Genomic DNA, 22,286 nt, shown 5'->3' on the forward strand with positions numbered 1-22,286 from the left:
TCGTCCGACGATCGAGCATCTCGACTCTCCGCCTGATTAACGACGCAGTATAGAATATGTCGAAGGTGCGGAAAAGCGGCGATTCAGCCGACGAGGCGCTGGCCTGAACTGGCTTCGGGGCCGGCCGGGGTGCTGCCGGCGGCGAGGATCAGCCGGCGCTCGGCGAGCAGACGCCGGACGCCGCTCATCGACAGCGGCTTGCCATAGTACCAGCCCTGCGCCTTGGCGCAGCCGGCGGCGCGGAGCCGCTCCTCGATCGCGGCATCCTCCACGCCTTCCGCGGTGATCGGCAAGTTGAGGCTCTCGCCCAGGCTGATGATCGCGTTGACGATCGCCGCCGAGTCCGCGCTCGAATTGAGCGACAGGATGAAGCTCTTGTCGATCTTGATCCGGTCGAAAGGCAGCGCGCGCAGATGGGCCAGCGAGGAATAGCCGGTGCCGAAATCGTCGAGCGCCAGCCGGGCGCCCTGGTTCTTCAGGCTGCCGACGATCGACTGGGCGAGGGCGAGATTGTCGAACAGCGCGCTTTCGGTGATCTCCACCTCGAGCCGGCTCGCCGGGAAGCCGGTCTCGGCCAGCACCTTGATGATCTTCTGCGCCAGCCAGGCGTCGCGCAGCTGCCAGGGCGAGATGTTGATCGACAGGGTAAGCGAGGGATCCCAGTCGCGCGCGGCGAGGAAGGCCTGGCGCATGATCGAGAGCGAGAGGTCGGCGATCATGCCGGTCTCTTCCGCGATCGGGATGAACTGTTCGGGGCTGATCAGCCCGCGCGTCGGATGCTCCCAGCGCGCCAGCACCTCGAAGCCGTGCAGACGGTTGGTGCTCAGGTCGATCTGCTGCTCGAAATAGGGGACGATCTCGCCGCGCGGAATAGCGGTGCGCAGGCCATTCTCCAGATCGTTGCGCATCTGGAGCTCACGCTCCATCGAATGATCGAACCAGGCATAGCGGTTGCGGCCCGATTTCTTGGCCGCGTACATCGCGATGTCGGCCGAGCGCATCAGTGCGTCGATGCTCGCGCAGTCGAAGTCCGAGCGGGCGATGCCGAGCGAGCAGGAGATGTGCAGGCGCAGTCCTTCCGCCTCGAAGGGCTGGGCCATGCGGCTGACCAGCCGCTCGGCGATGCGCTCGACGACGCCGGGCTCGCTGGGGTCGAACAGGAAGCCGCAGGCGAACTCGTCGCCGCCCAGCCGCGCGGTGAGTGTGATCGGCGGCAGGACATGGGCGATCTCGGCGGCGACGGCGCGGAGCAGCGCGTCGCCCACGGCATGGCCATGCATGTCGTTGATCGTCTTGAAGTGGTCGAGGTCGAGCATGATCAGCGCCATCGCCTTGCGGCGGCGCTGGGCCCGGACGAACATCGCCGCGCCTTCCTCGGCCAGGCTGCGGCGGTTGAGGAAGCCGGTCAGCGGATCGCGGTTGGCGAGTTGCTGGGCGCGCTCCTCGGCGGCGGTGCGGATCAGCACTTCCTGGCTGAGCGCGGCATGGCGGCGCCAGCCGAAAAGGATCAGCGCGACGTTGAGCAGCAGCGCGATCACCAGGGTGCGATCGGCAGGCGCGCCGCCCTCGAAATAATATTGCAGCGTCTTGGACAGCACGGCGCTGCCCGTGCCGACGAACAGCAGGATCGCGGCCACGCTGATCGCGCCCGAGAGCAGGCCCGGGCGTGAAGGGTTTTGCGATACGGCTTGTTCTTCGAAGTCCAGCGACATGCCGGCGACGATCCCCAACTGTGATCGGGGTCGTTTCTCATGCGTACGGTATAAAACGGGTTAAGCTGGCGACACGTTCGCGCAATATTTTGCGTCCGCGCCCCGGGCTTGCCTCGCGCGGGCGGATGGAGTAGGTCCGCCGCGACCGTTCTCTTTGAACGCGAGACATTTGCCACCCCAAGGGGTGACGCCGGCCGACGAGGTTTCGTCCGCCGGCGTGTTTTGCGTTTGGCGAATCGCGGTCCTGAATTTGGAGTGTTTGGGTCAATGTTCGAGTCTCTGAGCGAACGGCTGGGTGGCGTATTCGATCGCCTGCGTGGTCGTGGCGCGCTGACCGAAGCCGATGTCCGCACCGCCATGCGCGAAGTGCGGATCGCGCTGCTGGAGGCCGATGTCGCGCTTCCGGTGGCGCGCGACTTCGTCGAGAAGGCTACCGAGCAGGCGATCGGCCACGAAGTGCTCCGCTCGGTCACGCCGGGCCAGCAGGTGGTCAAGATCGTCCACGACACGCTCGTGGACATGCTCGGCCCGGACACGGCCGAGCTCGAGATCGCCGTCACCCCGCCCGCCGTGATCATGCTCGTCGGCCTTCAGGGCTCGGGCAAGACGACCACCACCGCCAAGCTTGCGCGCCTGCTCAAGAGCCAGGGCAAGAAGGTGATGATGGCGTCGCTGGACGTGAACCGTCCGGCCGCGCAGGAACAGCTCGCGGTCCTCGGCACCCAGACCGACGTCAACACGCTGCCGATCGTCGCCGGCCAGCAGCCGGTCGAGATCGCGAAGCGCGCGCTCAACGCCGCCAAGCTCCAGGGCTATGACGTCCTGATGCTCGACACCGCCGGCCGACTCCATGTCGACCAGGCGCTGATGGACGAGATGAAGGCGGTCGCGGACATCGCGACGCCGAACGAGATCCTGCTCGTCGTCGACTCGCTCACCGGCCAGGACGCCGTGAACGTCGCGTCGAGCTTCTCCGAGCAGGTTCCGCTCACCGGCGTGATCCTCACCCGCATGGACGGCGATGCCCGCGGCGGCGCGGCGCTGTCGATGCGCGCGGTCACTGGCAAGCCGATCAAGTTCGCCGGCATGGGCGAAAAGCTCGACCAGCTCGAGGCCTTCCACCCCAAGCGCGTCGCAGGCCGCATCCTCGGCATGGGCGACGTCGTCAGCCTCGTCGAGAAGGCGGCGGCTGCGATCCAGGAGGAAGACGCCGAGAAGATGGCGGCGCGGCTGGCCAAGGGCCAGTTCGACATGAACGACCTGCGCGGCCAGCTCGCCCAGATGCGCCGCATGGGCGGCCTCGGCGCGCTCGCCGGCATGATGCCGGGCATGAAGAAGGCGCAGGCTGCGGTCGACCAGGTTGGTGGCGACAAGGTGCTGATCCGCATGGACGCGATGATCACCTCGATGACGCCGAAGGAGCGTGCCAAGCCGGACCTGATCAACGCCAAGCGCAAGATCCGCATCGCCAAGGGCTCCGGCACCACCGTGCAGGAAGTCAACAAGCTGCTGAAGATGCACATGGAAATGCAGACCGCGATGAAGCGGCTGAAGAAGATGGGTGGCCTGAAGGGCATGCTGGGCATGCTCGGCAAGGGCGGTCCCGGTGGCGGCATGGGTGGCATCGGCAACGCGCTGGGCGGTGCCGGTCTCGGCGACATGATGGGCAAGCTGGACACGGGCGGGCTCCCGGGCCTTGGCGGCCCCGGCGCGCCGCAGCTCCCGCCCGGTTTCGAGAATTTGATCAAGAAGAAGTGATTACCCCGCCCAGCCGTCAGGCGGCGGGGCAACAACCAAAGCAGACCCGGTCACGGTCGGGCTGACGAATACGAAGAAGGAAGATTGTAATGGCTATTTCCCTGCGTCTGTCGCGCGGCGGCTCGAAGAAGCGTCCGTACTACCGCATCGTCGTTGCCGACGCCCGTTCGCCCCGCGACGGCAAGTTCATCGAGAAGATCGGCACCTACAACCCGCTCCTCGCCAAGGACGATGCCAAGCGCGTCGTGCTCGACGGTGAGCGCGCCAAGTACTGGCTAGGCGTCGGCGCGCAGCCGACCGACCGCGTTGCCCGCTTCCTCGACGCCGCAGGCCTCAAGGAGCGCGCCGCCAAGAGCAACCCGAACAAGGGCAAGCCGGGCGAGAAGGCCGTCGAGCGCGCCGAGGAGCGTGCCGAGAAGCTGAAGGCCGCCGAGGAAGCCGCCGCCGAGGCGAAGGCTGCTGCCGCTGCCGCCGCTGCTGCGCCGGCCCCGGTCGAGGAGGCTCCGGCCGAGGGCTCGAACGAGGAAGCCGAAGCCGTGCTGGGCGCCGAGATCGAAGCCGCGACCGAAGAGCCGACCGCGGAAGCCGAGCAGGTCGCAGAAGCGACTGCCGAAGAGACCCCGGCGGCCGAGGCGTAAGCTTTGTCCGGCGATTCTCCCGTCACCCTCGCCGTCATCATTGGTGCGCACGGCGTGACGGGAGAGGTCCGTCTCAAGGTCTTCGCCGAGGACCTGTCGGTGCACCGCCAGTTCAATGGCGGTGCGCTGACGCTGAAGTCGCTGCGCGGTGGCTCCAACGGAGTCATCGCCCGCTTCGCCGAAGTGGCCGACCGGAATGCGGCCGAGGCCCTGCGCGGGACCGAGCTGAGCGTCCCCCGATCGGCGCTGCCCCCGCTCGGCGAGGGCGAATATTATCATGTCGATCTGCTCGGCCTTCCCGCTGTCTCCGATGAAGGCGAGGCGCTGGGCAAGGTTGTGGCGATCGACGATTTCGGCGCGGGCGACGTGATCGAGATCGAGCGGCCGGCTGCCGAGGGCGAGAAGCCCAAGCGCTTCATGGTGCCGATGACCCCCGCCGCGGTGCCCGAATGGGATGCCGAGCGGCTCGTGGTGAGCGCCGCCTTCGTCGAATGACGAAGACCGCCGTCCTTTCCGACATCCACGGCAACCTGCCGGCCCTGATCGCAGTCGTCGCCGATGCCGAGGCGCGCGGCTGCACGCGCTTCCTCAATCTGGGCGACATATTGTCGGGCCCGCTCTGGCCGGACGAGACCGCCGAATGGCTGATGGCGCGCGACTGGCCGACCATCGCCGGCAATCACGAGCGCCAGGTGCTGACCCTGCCGGTAGAGCGGATGAACGCTTCCGACGCGTTCACCAGGGCGGCGCTCGGTTCCGAGGCGCTTGCGTGGATGGCAGCATTACCCGAGACGCTCACGCTGGACGGCATGTTCCTCTGCCATGGCACGCCGGCGAGCGACGTGACGCCGCTCACCGACACGCTGGAAGGTGACACCCTGCGCGTCGCCAGCGAGGTGGAGCTGGCCGAGCGACTGGTGGGGCAGGAGGCTCCGCTCATCCTGTGCGGCCATACCCATGTCCCGCGGCTGCTCGCACTTGCCGACGGGCGCCGGGTGCTCAACCCCGGCAGCGTCGGGCTACAGGCCTATGATGACGATCATCCGTGGCCCTACACGGTCGAGAATGGCGACCCGCTGGCGCGCTATGCGGTGATCGACGGGAAGGAGATCAGCCTCCACGCAGTGGCCTATGATCACCTCGCCGCGGCCCGGAAGGCGGAAGCGGAGGGCCGCTCCGACTGGGCGGTCGGGCTCGCCACCGGCCGGATGGCTCGATAGCCCCAGGCTCAAAGTACACGAAGTACACGCCAGGAGGTGGTCCAGGTCGATGCCGGGCGCTACCATGCTGCCGATTGACAAGTTAAATCCACTATGTTAGTGGGAATTATAGATGAGCAAGGCCCCTGGTCTCTCTCGAACCCCCACCGACCACCCGGTCTGGACGGCGCTTTCCCATTATACCATCGGCCCCGAGGACGCGGAGCTCAGCTTCGCGCAGCGCCTCGCGCGCGAGAATGGCTGGAGCCTTGCCGAGGCCGATCGGGTGATCGAGGAATACAGGCGCTTCTGCTTCCTCGCGGCGACCGCGGACCATCCGGTCACCCCTTCCGACCAGGTCGACCAGGCCTGGCACCTGCACCTCACCTATACCCGCGACTACTGGGAGCGCTTCTGCCCCCAGGTGCTGGGTCGCCCCTTCCACCACGGCCCCACGGCCGGCGGGCGCGAGGAGGGGCATCGCTACTTCACCCAATATGCCGAGACGCTGCGCAGTTACGAGCGCGTCTTCGGCACGCCGCCCGCGGATCTGTGGCCCGACGCGGGGCGGCGACTGCTCGAGGACCACAAGGCGCGCCGCGTGCATCCGCGCGACGCATTCATCGTGCCCCGGAGGCCATTCCGGATCGCGCTGCCCGTAGCGTTCGCAGCGCTCTTCGTCCTGGTCCTGGGGCTCTTGTTGAGGAGCTAGGACTTTATGTCGCCCTTCGATCTTACCGGCGGGCCGTTTCTCCAACTCTATGGCGGGCTGCTGGTCGTCACGATCCTCGCCGGTTTCCTCATCCCGCGCTGGATCCGGCCCGAAGGCCGCACCCCGCGCCGCATCGACACTGATGACCTTGCCTATCTCGCCGGCGGCAGCACCCGCTTCGCCGAGACCGTCGCCGCGCGGCTGCTCTCGACCAACCAGCTGGCGATGGACGGCAAGAACAAGTTCACTCCCAGCCATCTCGGCAACGGCACGCCCGTGGAGCGCAGCGTACTCGCGCTGCCCGACGGGGCGAACTGGGGCATGGTCGAGGGAGCGGTCGGCCAGCATGCCGGCAACATCCGCGAGCGGCTGATCGCCGGCGACCTGCTGATGGGCTCCGGCGAGGCGCTGCAGATGCGCTTCTTCCAGACCTTGCCCTACTTCCTGCTGATCGGCTTCGGCTACACCAAGCTGCTGATCGGCGAGGCGCGGGGCAAGCCGGTCGGCTTCCTGACCATGTTCCTGATCGTCACGGCGATCTTCGCCTTCATCCGCTTCGCCGCGCTCGACCGGCGGACCCGCGCCGGGCACGAGGCGCTGGCAGAGGCACGCGAGCACAGCGAGCGGATCCGGCGCGCGCCGGCGGGCGGCGAGACCGACCTTGCGGTGGCGCTGTTCGGCACCGCGGTGCTGGTCGGATCGGACTGGGGCGACTTCCACCAGATGCGCACCGCCAGCTCGGGCGGCGACGCCGGCAGTAGCGGCGGCGGAGATGGCGGCGGTGGCGGAAGCGGCTGCGGGGGAGGCGGCTGCGGCGGGTGCGGCGGCTAGCGCCGGATCGGCCTCTGCTCGGCCAGCAGGTTGCGGATGGTGGTGGCGGCGACGCCGGCCTCACCCATCGCGTGGCTGATCTGGTCGAGCCCCCGCGCCACGTCCCCGGCTGCGAACAGGCCGGGGACGCTGGTGCGTTGATGGTCGTCCACCTCAAGACACCCGTTCTCATCGGCCCGCGCGCCAACCTGGATCGCCAGGCCGGAGCGGATCTTCGAGCCCAGCGCCGGATAGACGCTGTCGAAGGCGAGGCGCCCTTTGGCGGTATCGAAGGCGAACCGGTCGTCTTCGATCGCATAGCCGCCGCACGGGCCGTCGATCCGCGCGATCCCGGCCGCGTCGAGCTTCGCGGTATCCTCCTCCGACAGGTCATGCGCCTCGGGTGCGACCAGCGTCACCTCCGCGCTGTAGCCACGCAGGAACAGCGCCTCGGCCACGCCGTGGCTGCCCGTGCCGATCACGCCGATCCGCTTGTCGGTCACCTCATAGCCGTCGCAGATCGGGCAATAGCGCAGCAGTCCACGTGCCAGGGCCGCGTCGTGCAGGTCGCGCGGCATGTCCGGCCGGTTGTTCACCACGCCGGTTGCCAGCAGCACCGTCCGCGCCGCATGCTCGCGCGCGCCGACCCGCACGCCGAACCCGTCATCGAGCAGTCTCAGGCTCTCGACCTCGGCCAGTTCGCGCACCGCGCCGTATTTCTCGGCCTGGGCCAGCATCCGCGCGAGCAGGTCCTTGCCCGAGATGCCTTCGGGGAAGCCGGCATGGTTGCGGGTGCAGGGAATCTGCGCTGCGCGGCTCGATCCGCAATCGAACAGGCGGATGCCAAGGTGGAACCGCGCCAGATAGATCGCGGCGGTAAGGCCGGCGGGGCCGCCGCCGATGATGATGCAATCGTCCATGCCGCGGCGAAGCGCTTGGCGGGCAGGGTGGTTCCTTGACGGTGACGGAGGGTGTATATACATGGCGTATATACAGGAGACAGTGATGGGCGAGGAATATCGCGCCAAGATCTTCAAATCGGGCAATTCGCTGGCGCTGCGCCTGCCCAAGGCGCTTGGGCTGAAGGAAGGTGCGGAAGTCGTGCTTCGCGAGGAGCGCACCGGGTTCAGCGTCGAGCCGGTCCCGGAGACTCCGAAGAAGATCGACCTGACCGGGATTGCGGGGGCGCTGCCATGGTTGAAGCCGCTGACGCGCGAGGAGCGTGAATTTGAAGATTCGCCGCGTGTTTGGGATGACCCCGACTGGCCCGGTTGGAAAAAGCTCTCCGAATGAAATACATGCTCGATGCCAACACGTGGATCCTGCTTTTGGCGGGCCACACGAACGTCGTGGCGCGTGTTTCTGAGTGCCTTGAAGGCGAGCTGGCGCTTTCGGCGATCGTATTTGCTGAAATCGCGATTGGCAGCTGGCGTGGGAAGGCGCCGTCAGTTGTCATAGTGGATCAGCTCCCCAAACGCTTTCCGCCACTGCCTTTCGACGTTCTGGCAGCCAAGCACTATGCCCAACTCCCCTTTCGTCGTGGAAGTTTCGACCGCCTGATCGCCGCGCATGCGCTGGCGCTCGGCCTTACGCTGGTGACCAACAACGAAAAGGACTTCGCCGACATCCCCGGCCTCGAAGTCGAGAACTGGACCAAATGACCTTCGCTGCCACCGTCCTGACGCTTTACCCCGAGATGTTTCCCGGGCCGCTCGGCATATCGCTCGCGGGCAGGGGCCTGCGCGAAGGCCTCTGGACCATGGAAACCGTCCAGATCCGCGACTTCGCCACCGACAAGCACCGTTCGGTGGACGACACGCCTGCCGGGGGCGGCGCCGGGATGGTGATGCGGGCCGATGTGATCGCCGCGGCGCTCGACAGCGTCGCAAGCCATGGAGAAAATGGGGGGCGTCCGATCCTGGCGATGACCCCGCGCGGCAAGCCGCTGACGCAGGACCGGGTCCGCGCGCTGGCCGAGGGCCCTGGCGCGGTCATCCTCTGCGGCCGGTTCGAGGGGATCGACGAGCGGCTGTTCGAGGCGCGCGAGATCGAGCAGGTCTCGATCGGCGACTATATCCTCTCGGGCGGCGAGATGGCGGCGCTCACCCTCCTTGACGCTTGCATTCGCCTCATTCCCGGAGTAATGGGCGCGCCTTCCAGCGGCATGGACGAGAGCTTCGAAACGGGGCTGCTCGAATATCCGCAATATACCCGACCTGTCGAATGGGAAGGGCGCACGATCCCCGAAGTGCTGCGATCGGGGGATCATGCGAAGATCGAGGCCTGGCGACGCCAGCGTGCCGAGATCGATACACGGTCACGGAGACCGGATCTTTGGGAGCGCCATGAGGGCGCTCGGATCCAGTCTCCCTCTGGCGCGCGGCGACGTAAACAGGACGACAAGAAATGAACCTGATCCAGACGCTCGAAGCCGAGCAGATCGCCAAGTTCAACGAGGCGAAGAAGATTCCGGAGTTCCGCCCGGGCGACACCCTCAAGGTCGGCGTGAAGGTCGTCGAAGGCGAGCGTACCCGCGTGCAGAACTATGAGGGCGTGTGCATCGCCCGTGCCAACAAGGGCATGGGTTCGAGCTTCACCGTCCGCAAGATCTCGTTCGGTGAGGGCGTCGAGCGCGTCTTCCCGCTCTATTCGCCGAACATCGACAGCATCGAGGTGGTTCGCCGCGGTGTCGTGCGTCGCGCGAAGCTCTATTACCTGCGTGGCCGCACCGGCAAGTCGGCGCGTATCGCCGAGCGCCGCGATCCGCGTCCGACGGAAGTCGCCGCGGCCGAGTAAGCTCCCGGCTTCACGGTATCGAAAAGGGCGCGGTGGCGATGGTCACCGCGCCCTTTTTCTTTTCAACCCTCTCCCGCTTTGGGGGGAGAGGGGGGCAAGGCGAAGCCGAGCCGGGTGAGGGGCTGACCTGGAAGCAGGTGCCTTGCTCGCATTCCAGGCCCTCACCCTTCCGCCGACTTTGTCGGCTCCCTCCCTCTCCCGCGAAAGCGGGAGAGGGAAAACCACCCGATCACCACCCCGATCGCATCGAACAGCTTGTGGCGATGCTCCGCCCAGTCGCGCCCGTAGAAATCATCCATCGCCGTCCCCTTGCTCGACGCGCCGCCAGATCGAATAGGCGGTCGTCCCGTTGCCCGAGGCGCTGGCCGGCACGGCGTAGCGCAGCAGCCCGTCCTGCAGGACATAGTCGCGCACCTGCCGCCGGCCTTCCCAATTGGGGAAGGAAGCGCCCTCGATGTCGAAGATGAGCTGCTTCGCGCCCGCATCGATACGGAGCCGGCCGAAATGTGTGCTCGAGCCGAGCGCGGCGGCACGGAACTCCTCGGGCGTGCCGTGCGCCTTGTCGCCGGCGGCGAAGGCGGGGCGGTCGCGGCGGAAGATCTGCAGGCTGTAGCGCCCGGCCTGGTCGATGATCAGCAGGCCCAGCGGATGCTCGCCATAATTGGTCACCCGCCGCCCGTCGGCAAGGATCTCATAGGCCGAATCCATCACCCAGGTGCCGGCCAGGCCCGGTTCGCCGTCCTTCGCATGCGCGCCTCCGCTGCCCGCCGCGGCAAGCATGCCGGCGGCGAGGATGAGCTGTTTCACCATCTCTCGTTCCTCCATGTAACCTGTCAAATCGGTTACATGGATGTGTTGCGGCGCTGAGCGTAACCTGTCAATGGAGTTTCATGACCAGCGACGAACCTTCCGCCGAATTGCGCGACGGCTTCCATTTCCGGGGCGGGCATCCGGCGCTCGACCTGGTGGCGACGCGTACCGGCCGGCTGAAACCCGTGCAGCGCGAGTTGCTGGCGGAGCCGGGGGATCTCGCCCGCTGGCTGGTCGTGGCGGGTTTCACGGGCTCGCCGCTCGCCGCGACACCCGAGGATCTGGAGCGCGCACGGGTGCTGCGCGAGGCGATCCACGCGGTCGTCGATGCCCGGCTCGCTGGCGGAGCGGATGCGCCGGCCGATATCGCCCAGGTCAATGCGGCTGCGGCAGGCGCGCCAGCAGTACCTCAGATCGGCGTGGATGGGCGTGCGCGGCTGCAGGGCGGCGTATCCGCGCTGCTTGCCACGCTGGCGGGGGAGGCGGCCCTGTTGCTCGGCGGCGATCAGGCCGTGCGCATCCGCCGCTGCGAGGCGGACGGATGCGCGATGCTGTTCCTCGATACCTCGCGCAGCGGCGAGCGCCGCTGGTGCTCGATGAAGCGCTGCGGCAACAAGGCCAAGGTCGCCGAGTTCCGCAAGCGGCGGCAGGGAAGCGCCTAGTCCGCTGCCTGCAACAGGTCGCGCAGCTTCTTGGTCGTGTCGTGCCCCCGGAGCACCGACGTATAGCATTCGCGCACCACGCCCTGCGCGCCCGGCGACATGCGCTCGTCGGCGAGCACCCGGTCGAATTCCTCCTTCAGATAGTCCTCGCCGCGCTCGATCTCGCTGAGGATCGCGTTGTCGCCGCCGCCAAGGGCCAGGCGGAAATCCTCCACCCGGCGGTGGATCGTCGCGGCGGTCGAGCCATATTCGGCCGGCGTGCCGCCCAGTTCGCGGCTCTTGGCCGAGAGCGCCTCGATCACGCGGCGGCGCTCGTCGGCCATGTCCTCGAAGAACTTCTGGAAGCGGCCGGCATCGGCGTGCTTTGCCGAATGCTCGTAGCCGCGCACGCTGTCGATGGTGGTGACGATCAGGTCGTCGAGCTTGGACACGTCATGGTTGGTGGTCACGCGGGCTCTCCTCGCAAGTCATTGCAGGGAGAACCCCGCGCACCATCCGCGGGTTGCCGAAAATTGATGGTTAGCCAGGTATTCAGGCGTAGCTGACGATCTCGAACTCGGTGCCGTCATGGTCGAGGAAATAGAAGCGCCGGCCGGGATCGTAATCGGCATGGGCGAAGGGGATCAGTCCCGCCTTCACCACCCGCCGCTCGATGGCGTCGAGGTCGTCGACCAGGATGCCGACATGGTTGAGCGGCCGGCCCTTCTCGAACGTCGCCTGGTCGGGCGTCTCGGGCGGAGTGTAGACCGCGAGATAGGTGCGCTCGTCGCCGACATGGATGGTGCGCCCGCCGTCACGCGCCGGACCTTCCCAGCGGACATGCCAGTCGAACAGGTCGCCGAGCAATTTCGCCGCGCGCTCGGGGCTGCGGACGGTGATGTTCACATGCTCGATATAGGGCTGGGACATGGATTTCCTTTCCGGTTGGATGCCATGCCGCGAGCAGCTACAACCTCAACCTAAGTTGAGGTCAAGCGGGAAATTTCGGTGCGCGGGAACGAGCTTCTGACGATCGGCGAACTGGCGGCGCGCACGGGTATCGCGGTGTCGGCGGTGCGCTTCTACGAGGGGAAGGGGATCGTCCATCCGATCCGCACCGGCGGCAACCAGCGGCGGTTCCTGCGCTCGGACATCCGCCGCATCTCCTTCGCGCTGATCGCGCAGCAGCTTGGGCTTACCCTGCCGCAGATCGCCGAGGAGCTGGGCAAGCTGCCCGAGGGGCGCACGCCGACCTCGGAGGACTGGGAACGGATCAGCAAGGGCATCCGGGGGCGGATCGAAGTGCAGATCGCCCGGCTGCAGCGCACGCTCGACGATCTCGATGGCTGCATCGGCTGCGGTTGCCTGAGCCTGAAGAAATGCGCGCTATACAATCCAGACGACCGCGCCGCCCGCAATGGCGCCGGCCCGCGCTTCATCCTGGTTTCGCGCAAGGTGGCGCTGGGGCTGGATTGAACGCGTGGTTTTATTGCGGCCCTGCGCAAGATTCCTCCAGCCTGCCGCTTTACCCCGCGCCCGTACCTCGCGATAACGCGGCCCCAAGGAGATCGGGGTCTATGCGGAAATACTTGGTTGGGCTTGCAATGATGGGAGCGCCGCTGATGGCGAATGAAGCGCTGGCGCAGAATAAGGACCTCACGCTCGAGCGCGTGTTCGCCAGCCCCGATCTGAACGGTCCGCAGCCGCGCGCGGCCAAGCTCTCGCCCGACGGCAAGTTCCTTACGCTGCTGCGCAACCGCGCCGACGAGAAGGAACGGTTCGACCTCTGGGCGATGGACACGCGCACCGGCGAATGGCGGATGCTGGTCGATTCCAAGAAGTTCGGCACCGGCGCCGAGATGTCCGAGGCCGAGAAGATGCAGCGCGAGCGCGCCCGCATCGCCGGCACCAAGGGCATCGTCGCCTATGACTGGGCGCCGGACAGCAAGTCGGTGCTCGTGCCGCTCGACGGCGAACTCTACCGTGCCGGGCTCGACGGCAATGTCGCCAAGCTGCCCGCCAATGCCGGCCCCAAGCTCAACGCCGAGATCAGCCCGGCCGGCGGCTATGTCTCGTACGTGCAGGACCAGAACCTCGTCGTGATGGGCCTGGCCGGCGCTGCGCCGAAGCCGATCACCGATGACGGCCAGGGCACCGTTCATTGGGGCGAGGCCGAGTTCGTCGCGCAGGAGGAAATGGCCCGGTTCAAGGGCTATTGGTGGTCGCCTGACGACAAGCATGTCGCGGTCGAGCGCTTCGACGAGGCGCCGGTCGGCATCGTCACCCGCGCCGCGATCGGCGCCGAGGGCACCCAGCTGTTCCAGCAGCGCTACCCCAAGGCCGGCACGCCCAACGCGCTGGTCGATCTCTACGTCATGGACCCGTCGGGCGCCGGCAAGGTCAAGGTCGACCTGGGCGCCGACAAGGACATCTACCTCGCCCGCGTCGACTGGTCGAAGGACGGCAGGACGCTCTACGTCCAGCGCGAGAACCGCGAGCAGACGGTGCTCGACCTGCTCCAGGTCGATCCGGCCACCGGCAAGTCGGTCGTGCTGTTCAGCGAGAAGGCGCGTGCGAAGAGCTGGGTCAATTTGTCGAGCGCGTTGACCCCGCTCGACGACGGCAGCCTGCTCTGGTGGTCCGAGCGTGACGGGCACGGCCATCTCTATCGCTTCGCCAAGGGCAAGTTCGCCCAGATCACCAAGGGCGACTGGGAGGTGACTCCGGACGTGGTCGGCGTGGACGAGGCCAGGAGCCGCGTCTTCTTCCTTGGCAACAAGGACGGCGTGCTCGAGCGGCACCTCTATTCGGTCGACTACAGGAAGGGCGGGGCGATCACCCGGCTGACCGAGGCCGGCTGGTGGAACGAGGCGACGATGGATCCCTCGGGCACGCGCGCGATCGTCAAGCGCTCCAACCCGAACCAGCCGCCACAGACCTATCTCGCCGATGCCAGCGGCAAGCGCATCGCCTGGGTGAACGAGAATGCGGTCACCGCCGCCGATCATCCCTACAGCGCCTATCTCGCCGGGCACCGCGAGCGGACGTTCGGCACGATCAAGGCTGCCGACGGCTCGACGCTCAATTGGGAGATGATCACGCCGAAGATGGAGCCGGGCAAGAAATACCCCGTGTTCTTCCAGCACTATGGCGGCCCGCATTCGCAGACGGTGAGCAAGGCCTGGGGCGGCGCGCTCCAGCAGTATCTGGTCTCGCGCGGCTATATCTGGTTCCAGCTCGACAATCGCGGCTCGGCCAATCGCGGCGTCGATTTCGAGAGCCAGATCTGGCACGCGATGGGCAGTGTCGAGGTCGAGGACCAGGTCGCGGGTGCCAGCTACCTGAAGACGCTTCCCTATGTGGATGCGAACAAGGTCGTCACCTATGGCTGGTCGTACGGCGGCTACATGACGCTGAAGATGCTCGAAAAGACGCCGGGCGTGTTCGCCGCGGGCGTGGCCGGCGCGCCGGTGACCAAGTGGGAACTGTACGACACCCATTATACCGAGCGCTACATGGGCGACCCGACCAAGGTGCCCGAGGCGTACAAGGCTTCGGACAATATCGGCGAGGCGGCGAAGATCGCCGATCCGATGCTGCTGATCCATGGCATGGCCGACGACAACGTCGTGTTCGAGAACAGCACCGCGATGGCGGCGACGCTGCAAAAGGCCGAAGTGCCGTTCGAGATGATGTTCTACCCCGGCCACACCCACCGCGTCGGCGGCCCGGGCATCAGCGTGCACCTGTGGAACACGATCCTCGACTTCCTGGAGCGGAAGACGGAGGCGAAGTAGCTCCATTATCCGATCCGTCATCCCCGCCTTCGCGGGGATGACGAAGGGGAGGGGATGGCGAGAAGCCACACTTGGGTATTCCGAGACAAAAAGTTTCACCCAGCGTCTCGCCACCGCAATTTTCTTCTGCTAGGGCCGCCGCCATGCTTCGCACGCTCAAACGAACTAGCAAACGAATTACCGCGCGCCCGTAATGGGCGCCGACGCGGTATTCTCGCCGCGAAGCACAGGAATGCACTGGCATTCCGACACTCTCTGACAGATAGGCGTCCTCGCGGAGTATCTGCGAGGTTCGGAAAGGAACGAAATGGGCTACCGTGTCGTCGTCGCAGGCGCCACCGGCAATGTCGGGCGCGAAATGTTGAACATCCTGGCCGAGCGGGAATTCCCGATCGACGACCTGGCCGTGCTGGCCTCGTCGCGCTCGACCGGCGACATGGTCGACTTCGGCGAGACCGGGAAACAGTACAAGATCCAGAACATCGAGCATTTCGATCCCGCAGGCTGGGACATCGCGCTGTTCGCGATCGGCTCGGACGGCTCGAAGCTCCACGCGCCCAGGTTCGCCGCCGCCGGCTGCACGGTGATCGACAATGCGTCGCTCTACCGCATGGACCCGGACGTGCCGCTGATCGTGCCCGAGGTGAACCCGGAGGCGATCGACGGCTACAAGGCGCGGAACATCATCGCCAACCCGAACTGCTCGACCGCGCAGATGGTCGTCGCGCTCAAGCCGCTTCACGACGCTGCCAGGATCAAGCGCGTCGTCGTCGCGACCTACCAGTCGGTCTCCGGCGCGGGCAAGGCGGGCATGGACGAGCTGTTCGAGCAATCGCGCAACATCTTCGTCGGCGACCAGGCCGAGCCGAAGAAGTTCACCAAGCAGATCGCCTTCAACGTGATCCCGCACATCGACAGCTTCCTGGACGACGGCTCGACCAAGGAAGAATGGAAGATGGTCGTGGAGACCAAGAAGATCCTCGACCCGAAGATCAAGGTCACCGCCACCTGCGTGCGCGTGCCAGTGTTCGTCGGCCATTCGGAAGCGATCAACATCGAGTTCGAGGACGAGATCTCGGCCGAGCAGGCCAAGAACATCCTGCGCGAGGCGCCGGGCATCATGCTCGTCGACAAGCATGAGGATGGCGGATACGTCACCCCGATCGAGTGCGTCGGCGAATATGCCACCTTCGTCAGCCGCGTCCGCGAGGATTCGACGGTGGAGAACGGCCTGTCGCTCTGGTGTGTCTCGGACAATCTCCGCAAGGGCGCGGCGCTCAACGCAGTGCAGATCGCCGAGCTGCTCGGCCGCCGGCATCTGAAGAAGGCATAGGCCGCTACGACAAAGGAAGGGGGCGGTGGCATCGCGCCACCGCCCCTTTTTTGTGCCGGTTGTACCGGGGGACCAATCCGTTATCCGGTTCAGTCCGTCATCCGGCCCCAATCCGTCATCCCGGCGAAAGCCGGGATCTCGTGCGGCTCTTTCCCGCGCCATCGCCTGAGATCCCGACTTTCGTCGGGATGACGGGTGTTTGGCGCGGCGCTTTCGTCAGAAGCTCGCCCAGGCGTCCGCATTGCCGACCGGCTTGGCCGGCACAGGCCGCGTGCTCGTCAGCGGCTTGAAGCTGCGCGGGGCGGACGCGCCGCGGCCGTCGCCGATGCGGAAGGTGCTGGCCTGGGCATCGAGCCGGCCGACCTGGTCGGTCAGCGCCCGCGCCGCCGCCGAGGTTTCCTCGACCATCGCCGCGTTCTGCTGGGTCGCCTGGTCCATCGTGCCGATCGCGACGCTCACCTCGCTGATCGCCATCGACTGGGCCTGGTTGTCCGACGCGATCGTGCCGAGCAGCTGGTGCACCTCGCCAACCGTGTCGACGATGTCGGACAGCGCGCTGTCGACCCGCTCGACCGCGCCCTTGGCGGTCTCGACCTCGGCCTGGGTGACGGTGAGCTGATCGCGGGCGCGCTTCGCCTCTTCTTCCGCACGCATGGCGAGCGCGGAAACCAGGTCGGCGACCACCGCGAAGCCGCGGCCCGCTTCACCGGCGCGGCCGGCTTCGACCGCCGCGTTCATCGCGAGGACGCGCGTCTGGAAGGCGATCTTGTCGAGGCCCTCGATCACGCTGTCGATGCCCTTGGCGCTGTCACTCACCCGGTTCATCGCCTGCACCGCTTCGTCGGCGGTGGCGCGGCCCGATCCGACCACCGCGATCGCCGCATCGGCGCGCGTGACGGTCTGGCCGGCCGCCTCGGCGGTGGCGCGCAGCCGCTGGTTCATCTGGGTCACCGCTGCCGAAGTCTCCTCCAGGCTGGCGGCATTGCCCTCGGTGCGGCGGGCGAGATCCTCGGAGGCGGCGGCGATCTCGGTCGAGCCGGTCTGGATCGCGCCGGTGCTCTCCAGAACCGTACCGATCAATTCGCGCAGGCTGGCCAGCGCGGCATTGTAGTTGCCGCCGAGCAGGGCGAAGTCGGCGGGGAAGTCGCTGCCGACATCGGCGGTAAGGTCGCCGCCCGCGACGCGCTCCAACGCACCGCCGAGCATCGCCATCGCGCGCTCGCGCTCGACTTCGCCGAGCCGGTGCTTCGCCTCGGCCGCGGCCTTGTCATTGGCGGCGACGCGGAAGCGCTCGAGCGCGCGGGCCATCTGGCCGATCTCGTCGGCGCTGCGATGCTCGGGCACGGTGATCGCGGCGTCGCCGGCGGCGAGGTGTTGCATGGCTTCGGTCATCTGGGCGAGGGGGCGGAACATCGCGCGGCAGATCAGGAAGCCGATCACCGTGACGAGCAGGGTGATCAGCGTCGCGGCGATCGCCATCGAGCTGCGAACCGATTGAATTCCGGCCAGAACATCCGAGCGCGGGATGCCGACATAGAGCACGCCGACCACCTTGCCGCTGGCATCCTTGATCGGATCATAGGCCGTGAAGAAGGGCTTGCCGAGGATGTCGGCGGACCCCCGATACGGTTTCCCTTCGCCCAGCACCGCATCCTTGGCCGGACCCGCCGCCAGAGGCGTGCCCACCGCGCGGCTGCCGTCGGGCTTGAGCACGTTGGTGGTGATCCGCGTATCGCCCGCGAAGATCGTCGCGGTGCCGCCGACCAGGGTCTTGATCTCGTCGACCGGCTGGGTCCAGCCATTGAGCTTGTGACTGCCGACATAGAGGTCGCCGCCCTCGGCACGGAACCCGTCGCCCTGGTCGCGCAGCACCTTCCAGGCGACGCGCATGTTGGTCTCCTGGCGCTCGGCCGCCATGCGCTCGGCATCGGCGGTCAGCACCCGGTCGCTCAGGACATAGGTGGCCAGCGCCAGCAGCAACAGGCTGGCGATGGTGATGATCATGGTCTTGGTGGCAAGCGGCAGGTTGGCAAGGCGTTCGCGCATGGGAAATCTCGTTGAGCGGCGCCGAAGCGACGCCGAAAAGTCGGAATTTCCATCATTATAGGGCGGTCGCAGGCAGCCGCGTGCCGCACGCGAAGTTACGCTGGCGCAACAACTTGAATGGAGCGCTATTCGTGCGGGGGATCAGCTGTCGCAGCTATAGTCGGGCGGGTATATCGAGCGGCCCAGATCCTTGCGGACGCGGCGGGCCAGGCTGGTCGCCGCGCGGTTGCCGAGCTTCTCGGCATGGTCGAGCACATCGGCGAGCGGGCCGGAGCAGCCACCGACCTTGTTGAGCAGCGCGACCATGCGCGAGGCACGGACCGCGCCCTCCTCCGCGCTCTCCCGCGCCGGCAGGAACCAGCCGAGCTCCAGCGCGGGGCGGATGCGATCGTCCTGGCCGGCATATTTCTTGTCGATGGGATCGATCACCTGGGTGCCGAGCAGGATCGCGCCCGCGGCGGCGGCCATGGTGCCCACGCGCGAGGGACCTTTGCTCACCCGGTCGGGATCGGGCATCGCATAATAGCTGAGCAGCAGCGCCGCGAGCGCGCGGGCGCTCTGCCGGTCCTCGACTAGCGCCAGCGCGTCGGGATCGACTTCGATCCGGTCGACCCGGGCGCGGGCAAAGGCGCCGCGCTCCTCCGCGGGGATGGTGGCAAGGGTGAACGGCGCCTCGCCCGGCACCAGCTCGCGCAGCGCGACGTCGAGCTGCTCGATGGGGGCAGGGCGCATCGGCGCGGCGGCGCCCAGCACCAGCGCGGCGGAAACCATGGCGAGCATCTTGATCCGCATCTGCATCCCCCTCTTCGTCGCCCGGTCCTACCCTGAATCGGCGCGCAGGACGAGACGGCGTGGCGCCTCGGAAGTCGCAGACATCTTTACCGGGAATTGACTGATCGAGGTTAGACAGGCGCGTTCACTGGGGTGGGTCGCGTCGCGTGGTGGAAACGAGCAATGCCGGATTGGCCCCGGTGCGGGGCAAGGCGCGCATCGATGTGCTCGACATGCTGCGCGGGATCGCGATCCTCGGCATCTTCTTCATCAACGTGCCCTATATGGCGGCGAGCGTCTGGACCTTCTCGGCCGATGTCCGGCTGATCGGCTGGACCGCGGCGGACCGCGACGCCTGGGTGCTGATCAACCTCTTCCTCGCCGGTACGCAGCGCTGCCTGCTCGAATTCCTGTTCGGCGCCGGCATGATGGTGCTGGCGCGCAAGGCGATGACGCCGGACGGGCCGGTGGCGGTCGCCGACCTCTATTATCGCCGCAACCTGTGGCTGCTGGCATTCGGGCTGTTCGACGTGTTCGTGCTGCTCTGGCCGGGCGACATCCTGCACATCTATGCGCTCGCCGCGCTGTTCCTCTTCCCGTTCCGCACGCTGGGGCCGAAGACCCTGGTGGTGCTGGGGCTGGGCTGGGCGGTGCTCACCGGCATCGGCATCCCCGAATATGGCGCGCGCGAATATGCCGAGCGCACGGTGCTGGTGCAGCAGGTGGCGCAGGGCGAGCCCGCCGCGCTCGCCGAATGGCGCAAGCTCTCCGCCCATGTGCCCGACGCCACGCTGGTCGCGCGCGAGCATGCCGCGCATCAGGGCGGCTTGCTGCCCTATGCCAAGGAAGCGTGGAACTACTGGAGCTATCTCGCCAGCAACTGGCTGATCTGGGACGTGCTGGAGGCGTTCTGCACGATGCTGATCGGCATCGCGCTATGGAAATGGGGGGTGATCCAGGGGCAGCGCAGCGCGCGCTTCTATCTGTGGCTGCTCGCCTGCGGGTACGGCTTCGGCGTGGTCGCGCGCGCCTGGGGCATTTCGGAGACGCTGAGCTTCACCGCCGGCCCGCGCACGCTTTGGATCACCGGCGAGTTCGCCCGGATCGCGATCGGCCTCGGCCATCTCGCCCTGGTCAACCTGCTGGTGAAGGGCCGCGCCGGCGCCGCGCTGCTGGCGGTGTTCAAGGCGCCCGGCCGTATGGCCTTCTCGCTCTATTTCCTCGAGCAGGCGGTGGGGAAGTACATCCTGTTCGCGCCCTGGGGGCTGCTGCCCTGGGGCCGATATGGCTGGGCGGAATCGGCCCTGGTTTCGACGATCGGCATCGTGCTGCTGGTCGGCTTCGCCAATTGGTGGATGCGCTACTTCGTCAGCGGTCCGCTGGAATGGGTGTGGCGGAGCCTGGCCTATGTGCGGTGGCAGCCGTTGGTGCGGGTGAGGGACGATACTTCCGGGACATCCCGCGCCGTTGCGGCTTAGTCGCTCCCCTCCCTGAAAGGGAGGGTTGGGGGTGGGTTGCGACCCCGGCGCATGCCGGAGGCGCCCAGCGAGCCGGTGGGTGAAAAAGAAAAGGCCGGGCATCGAGCCCGGCCGTTTGGAACCCCCCCCAGGCCCCTCCCTTTCAGGGAGGGGAAGGGCCGAGCCCTAGTGCCCCGCCGCAGCCGGGTCGTTCTCCACCTTGCCGCCCGGCTTCTGGAGCAGCACCACCAGCGGCACGCTGACCGCGGTGACGATCGCCATCAGCCAGAAGTCGTTGAGATAGGCGATCATCGCCGCCTGGCGGTTGACCTCGGCATCGACCATGCCGGTGATCATCGCGCCCTGCGCGCCCAGCTGCTGCATGATCACGCCCATGCCGTTCATCGTCTGGGTGGTGACGTGCTCGCCCAGATACTGGTGGCTGCGCTGGATGTTCTGGGCGAGGATCGCGCTCACCGCCGAGATGCCCACCGATGCGCCGATGTTGCGGGTCAGGTTGAGCAGGCTCGACCCTTCGGTGCGGAAATGCGGGGGCAGGCCGGCAAAGGCGAGGCCGTTGAGCGGCATGAACACCAGGCCCAGGCCCAGGCCCTGGACGAAGCCCGAGAGGATGAAGGGCGTGCTACCCATCTCGATCGTCCAGCCCGACATCTCCCACAGCGAGACCGCTGCGATCGCCAGGCCGATGCCCACCGACCAGCGCGGATCGAGCCAGCCGCGCTGGATCAGCTGCGCGCCCGCGAACATCGTGATAACCACGCCCACGCCGCGCGGCATCAGCAGCAGGCCGGTGTCGAACACCGAATAGCCGTACAGGCTCTGCAGCATCGGCGGCAGCAGCGCCATCGTCGCCATCATCACCAGGCCGATCACCATCATGAAGAAGATGCCGGTGACGAGGTTGCGGTGCTTCCACAGCTCGCGCTCGAACATCGGGTTCCTGCCGGTGAACAGATGGACGAAGAACATCCACAGCGCGACGACCGAGACGAGCATCTCGACCCAGATCTCGGTCGAGGAGAACCAGTCCTGGTCCTGCCCGCGGTCGAGCATCAGCTGGAGCGAGGCGATGCCGATCGCCAGCAGCGCGAAGCCGAACGCGTCGAACTGGCGCTTGCGGATCGGGCGCGAGGGGAGGAGCCACCACAGGATGGCGAAGCACACCACGCCGACCGGCAGGTTGACGTAGAACACCCAGCGCCAGTTGAAATTGTCTGTCAGATAGCCGCCGATCAGCGGGCCCATGATCGGGCCGACCATGATGCCCATGCCCCAGATCGACATCGCCTTGGGCTGGTCCTCGGGCTTGTTGATGTCGAGCATCACCGTCTGGCTCAGCGGGTTGAGGAACGCCGCGGTGATGCCCTGCAGGATGCGGAAGGCGACCATCTCCTCCAGGCTCTGCGCCGCGCCGCACAGGGCGGAGGCGATGACGAAGCCGACGGTGGAGATCAGGAACAGGTTGCGCGAGCCGATCCGGTCGGACAGCCAGCCGGTGATCGGGATCGCGATGGCCGAGGCGACGATATAGCTGGTCAGCACCCAGTTGATCGTGTCGCGCGTGGCGCCGAGCGACGCCTGCATGTGCGGGATGGCGACATTGGCGATCGTCGTGTCGAGGATCTGCATGATCGTCGCCATCATCACGCCGAGCGTGAGCAGGCCCCGGTACTTGACCGGCAGTGCAGCGCCGCCCCCGCTCGAGGGCGCGGCTTGCGGGCGGGGAGGCGTGGGGGGAGACGCCTCACCCGCCCTGGTGGCGCGGCCGGGGGCAGCCGTCGCCAT

The 22,286-nt window shown here is 67.1% G+C and carries 24 protein-coding genes; 15 read left to right on the forward strand and 9 right to left on the reverse strand.

Going from position 1 to position 22,286, the window contains the following annotated elements; genetic code table 11:
- Positions 1 to 83: 83 nt before the first annotated feature.
- Positions 84 to 1,712 (reverse strand): putative bifunctional diguanylate cyclase/phosphodiesterase, encoded by a 1,629-nt coding sequence (locus ACEN8G_RS07030; protein WP_413416502.1) that lies wholly within the window; start codon positions 1,710 to 1,712, stop codon positions 84 to 86.
- A 267-nt stretch (positions 1,713 to 1,979) separates the two neighbouring features.
- Between ACEN8G_RS07030 and ffh the strand changes: the two genes are divergently transcribed.
- The 6 genes from ffh (at position 1,980) to ACEN8G_RS07060 (ending at position 6,850) form a co-directional block, all read left to right on the forward strand.
- On the forward strand, positions 1,980 to 3,470 hold the full coding sequence (gene ffh / locus ACEN8G_RS07035; protein ID WP_413416486.1) for a signal recognition particle protein: 1,491 nt from the start codon (positions 1,980 to 1,982) through the stop codon (positions 3,468 to 3,470).
- An 89-nt stretch (positions 3,471 to 3,559) separates the two neighbouring features.
- A complete protein-coding gene (gene rpsP / locus ACEN8G_RS07040) occupies positions 3,560 to 4,108 on the forward strand; it encodes a 30S ribosomal protein S16 (protein ID WP_413416487.1) in 549 nt (182 codons plus the stop codon).
- Between the two features lie 3 nt (positions 4,109 to 4,111).
- Positions 4,112 to 4,603 carry a ribosome maturation factor RimM gene (rimM, locus tag ACEN8G_RS07045; protein ID WP_413416488.1) on the forward strand — a complete coding sequence of 164 codons (492 nt, stop codon included), beginning with the start codon at positions 4,112 to 4,114 and terminating at the stop codon, positions 4,601 to 4,603.
- Positions 4,600 to 5,328 carry a metallophosphoesterase family protein gene (locus tag ACEN8G_RS07050; protein ID WP_413416489.1) on the forward strand — a complete coding sequence of 243 codons (729 nt, stop codon included), beginning with the start codon at positions 4,600 to 4,602 and terminating at the stop codon, positions 5,326 to 5,328. Before rimM ends, ACEN8G_RS07050 begins: the two co-directional genes overlap by 4 nt.
- Positions 5,329 to 5,440: 112 nt before the next feature.
- Positions 5,441 to 6,019, forward strand: a complete 579-nt coding sequence (locus tag ACEN8G_RS07055; protein WP_413416490.1) for a glycine-rich domain-containing protein — start codon at positions 5,441 to 5,443, stop codon at positions 6,017 to 6,019.
- 6 nt (positions 6,020 to 6,025) lie between these two features.
- Complete coding sequence (locus tag ACEN8G_RS07060; RefSeq protein ID WP_413416491.1) at positions 6,026 to 6,850, forward strand: TIGR04222 domain-containing membrane protein; 825 nt, start codon at positions 6,026 to 6,028, stop codon at positions 6,848 to 6,850.
- Here the strand turns inward: ACEN8G_RS07060 and ACEN8G_RS07065 are convergent.
- The gene (locus ACEN8G_RS07065) at positions 6,847 to 7,749 is read right to left on the reverse strand and encodes an NAD(P)/FAD-dependent oxidoreductase (protein ID WP_413416492.1); all 903 of its coding nucleotides are present in this window, start codon (positions 7,747 to 7,749) and stop codon (positions 6,847 to 6,849) included. The two genes, ACEN8G_RS07060 and ACEN8G_RS07065, sit on opposite strands and share 4 nt — an antisense overlap.
- A gap of 85 nt (positions 7,750 to 7,834) precedes the next feature.
- Here ACEN8G_RS07065 and ACEN8G_RS07070 point away from each other — a divergent pair, with 85 nt between their 5' ends.
- Genes ACEN8G_RS07070 through rplS form a run of 4 tightly spaced genes read left to right on the forward strand, consistent with a single transcriptional unit; the run spans position 7,835 to position 9,625 of the window.
- A complete protein-coding gene (locus ACEN8G_RS07070) occupies positions 7,835 to 8,122 on the forward strand; it encodes an AbrB/MazE/SpoVT family DNA-binding domain-containing protein (protein WP_413416493.1) in 288 nt (95 codons plus the stop codon).
- Positions 8,119 to 8,490, forward strand: a complete 372-nt coding sequence (locus ACEN8G_RS07075) for a type II toxin-antitoxin system VapC family toxin (protein ID WP_413416494.1) — start codon at positions 8,119 to 8,121, stop codon at positions 8,488 to 8,490. The genes ACEN8G_RS07070 and ACEN8G_RS07075 overlap by 4 nt, the downstream gene beginning before the upstream one ends.
- Complete coding sequence (gene trmD, locus ACEN8G_RS07080) at positions 8,487 to 9,239, forward strand: tRNA (guanosine(37)-N1)-methyltransferase TrmD (protein WP_413416495.1); 753 nt, start codon at positions 8,487 to 8,489, stop codon at positions 9,237 to 9,239. The genes ACEN8G_RS07075 and trmD overlap by 4 nt, the downstream gene beginning before the upstream one ends.
- Positions 9,236 to 9,625: a 50S ribosomal protein L19 gene (gene rplS / locus ACEN8G_RS07085; RefSeq protein ID WP_183994760.1), complete on the forward strand. Its 390-nt coding sequence runs from the start codon at positions 9,236 to 9,238 to the stop codon at positions 9,623 to 9,625. The genes trmD and rplS overlap by 4 nt, the downstream gene beginning before the upstream one ends.
- A 161-nt stretch (positions 9,626 to 9,786) precedes the next feature.
- Here rplS and ACEN8G_RS07090 read toward each other — a convergent pair whose 3' ends face one another.
- Positions 9,787 to 9,924, reverse strand: coding sequence for a hypothetical protein (locus tag ACEN8G_RS07090; protein ID WP_413416496.1), 138 nt, complete (start codon positions 9,922 to 9,924; stop codon positions 9,787 to 9,789).
- The gene (locus tag ACEN8G_RS07095) at positions 9,917 to 10,435 is read right to left on the reverse strand and encodes a lipocalin-like domain-containing protein (protein ID WP_413416497.1); all 519 of its coding nucleotides are present in this window, start codon (positions 10,433 to 10,435) and stop codon (positions 9,917 to 9,919) included. Before ACEN8G_RS07095 ends, ACEN8G_RS07090 begins: the two co-directional genes overlap by 8 nt.
- An 80-nt stretch (positions 10,436 to 10,515) precedes the next feature.
- On the opposite strand from ACEN8G_RS07095, the gene ACEN8G_RS07100 reads away from it, so the two are divergent.
- The gene (locus ACEN8G_RS07100; RefSeq protein ID WP_413416498.1) at positions 10,516 to 11,097 is read left to right on the forward strand and encodes a CGNR zinc finger domain-containing protein; all 582 of its coding nucleotides are present in this window, start codon (positions 10,516 to 10,518) and stop codon (positions 11,095 to 11,097) included.
- Here the strand turns inward: ACEN8G_RS07100 and ACEN8G_RS07105 are convergent.
- Both ACEN8G_RS07105 and ACEN8G_RS07110 read right to left on the reverse strand, forming a co-directional pair.
- On the reverse strand, positions 11,094 to 11,546 hold the full coding sequence (locus ACEN8G_RS07105) for a ferritin-like domain-containing protein (RefSeq protein WP_413416499.1): 453 nt from the start codon (positions 11,544 to 11,546) through the stop codon (positions 11,094 to 11,096). The genes ACEN8G_RS07100 and ACEN8G_RS07105 overlap by 4 nt on opposite strands.
- Before the next feature lie 82 nt (positions 11,547 to 11,628).
- Complete coding sequence (locus tag ACEN8G_RS07110; RefSeq protein WP_307118714.1) at positions 11,629 to 12,006, reverse strand: VOC family protein; 378 nt, start codon at positions 12,004 to 12,006, stop codon at positions 11,629 to 11,631.
- A 78-nt stretch (positions 12,007 to 12,084) separates the two neighbouring features.
- On the opposite strand from ACEN8G_RS07110, the gene soxR reads away from it, so the two are divergent.
- From soxR to ACEN8G_RS07125, 3 genes are all read left to right on the forward strand, one after another.
- Complete coding sequence (soxR, locus tag ACEN8G_RS07115) at positions 12,085 to 12,552, forward strand: redox-sensitive transcriptional activator SoxR (RefSeq protein WP_413416500.1); 468 nt, start codon at positions 12,085 to 12,087, stop codon at positions 12,550 to 12,552.
- Between the two features lie 101 nt (positions 12,553 to 12,653).
- Positions 12,654 to 14,873 carry a DPP IV N-terminal domain-containing protein gene (locus ACEN8G_RS07120; protein ID WP_413416501.1) on the forward strand — a complete coding sequence of 740 codons (2,220 nt, stop codon included), beginning with the start codon at positions 12,654 to 12,656 and terminating at the stop codon, positions 14,871 to 14,873.
- 307 nt (positions 14,874 to 15,180) lie between these two features.
- Positions 15,181 to 16,206, forward strand: coding sequence for an aspartate-semialdehyde dehydrogenase (locus tag ACEN8G_RS07125; protein WP_413418928.1), 1,026 nt, complete (start codon positions 15,181 to 15,183; stop codon positions 16,204 to 16,206).
- Between the two features lie 216 nt (positions 16,207 to 16,422).
- Here ACEN8G_RS07125 and ACEN8G_RS07130 read toward each other — a convergent pair whose 3' ends face one another.
- A complete protein-coding gene (locus ACEN8G_RS07130) occupies positions 16,423 to 18,252 on the reverse strand; it encodes a cache domain-containing protein (protein WP_413418930.1) in 1,830 nt (609 codons plus the stop codon).
- Positions 18,253 to 18,393: 141 nt separating this feature from the next.
- A complete protein-coding gene (locus ACEN8G_RS07135; RefSeq protein ID WP_413418932.1) occupies positions 18,394 to 19,044 on the reverse strand; it encodes a hypothetical protein in 651 nt (216 codons plus the stop codon).
- Positions 19,045 to 19,190: 146 nt separating this feature from the next.
- Here ACEN8G_RS07135 and ACEN8G_RS07140 point away from each other — a divergent pair, with 146 nt between their 5' ends.
- The gene (locus tag ACEN8G_RS07140; protein ID WP_413418934.1) at positions 19,191 to 20,501 is read left to right on the forward strand and encodes a DUF418 domain-containing protein; all 1,311 of its coding nucleotides are present in this window, start codon (positions 19,191 to 19,193) and stop codon (positions 20,499 to 20,501) included.
- Positions 20,502 to 20,666: 165 nt separating this feature from the next.
- Here the strand turns inward: ACEN8G_RS07140 and ACEN8G_RS07145 are convergent, their stop codons facing one another.
- A complete protein-coding gene (locus ACEN8G_RS07145) occupies positions 20,667 to 22,286 on the reverse strand; it encodes a DHA2 family efflux MFS transporter permease subunit (RefSeq protein WP_413419242.1) in 1,620 nt (539 codons plus the stop codon).

It is taken from the genome of Sphingomonas sp. Sphisp66 (genome assembly GCF_047324325.1).
Taxonomy (GTDB): Bacteria; Pseudomonadota; Alphaproteobacteria; order Sphingomonadales; family Sphingomonadaceae; genus Sphingomonas.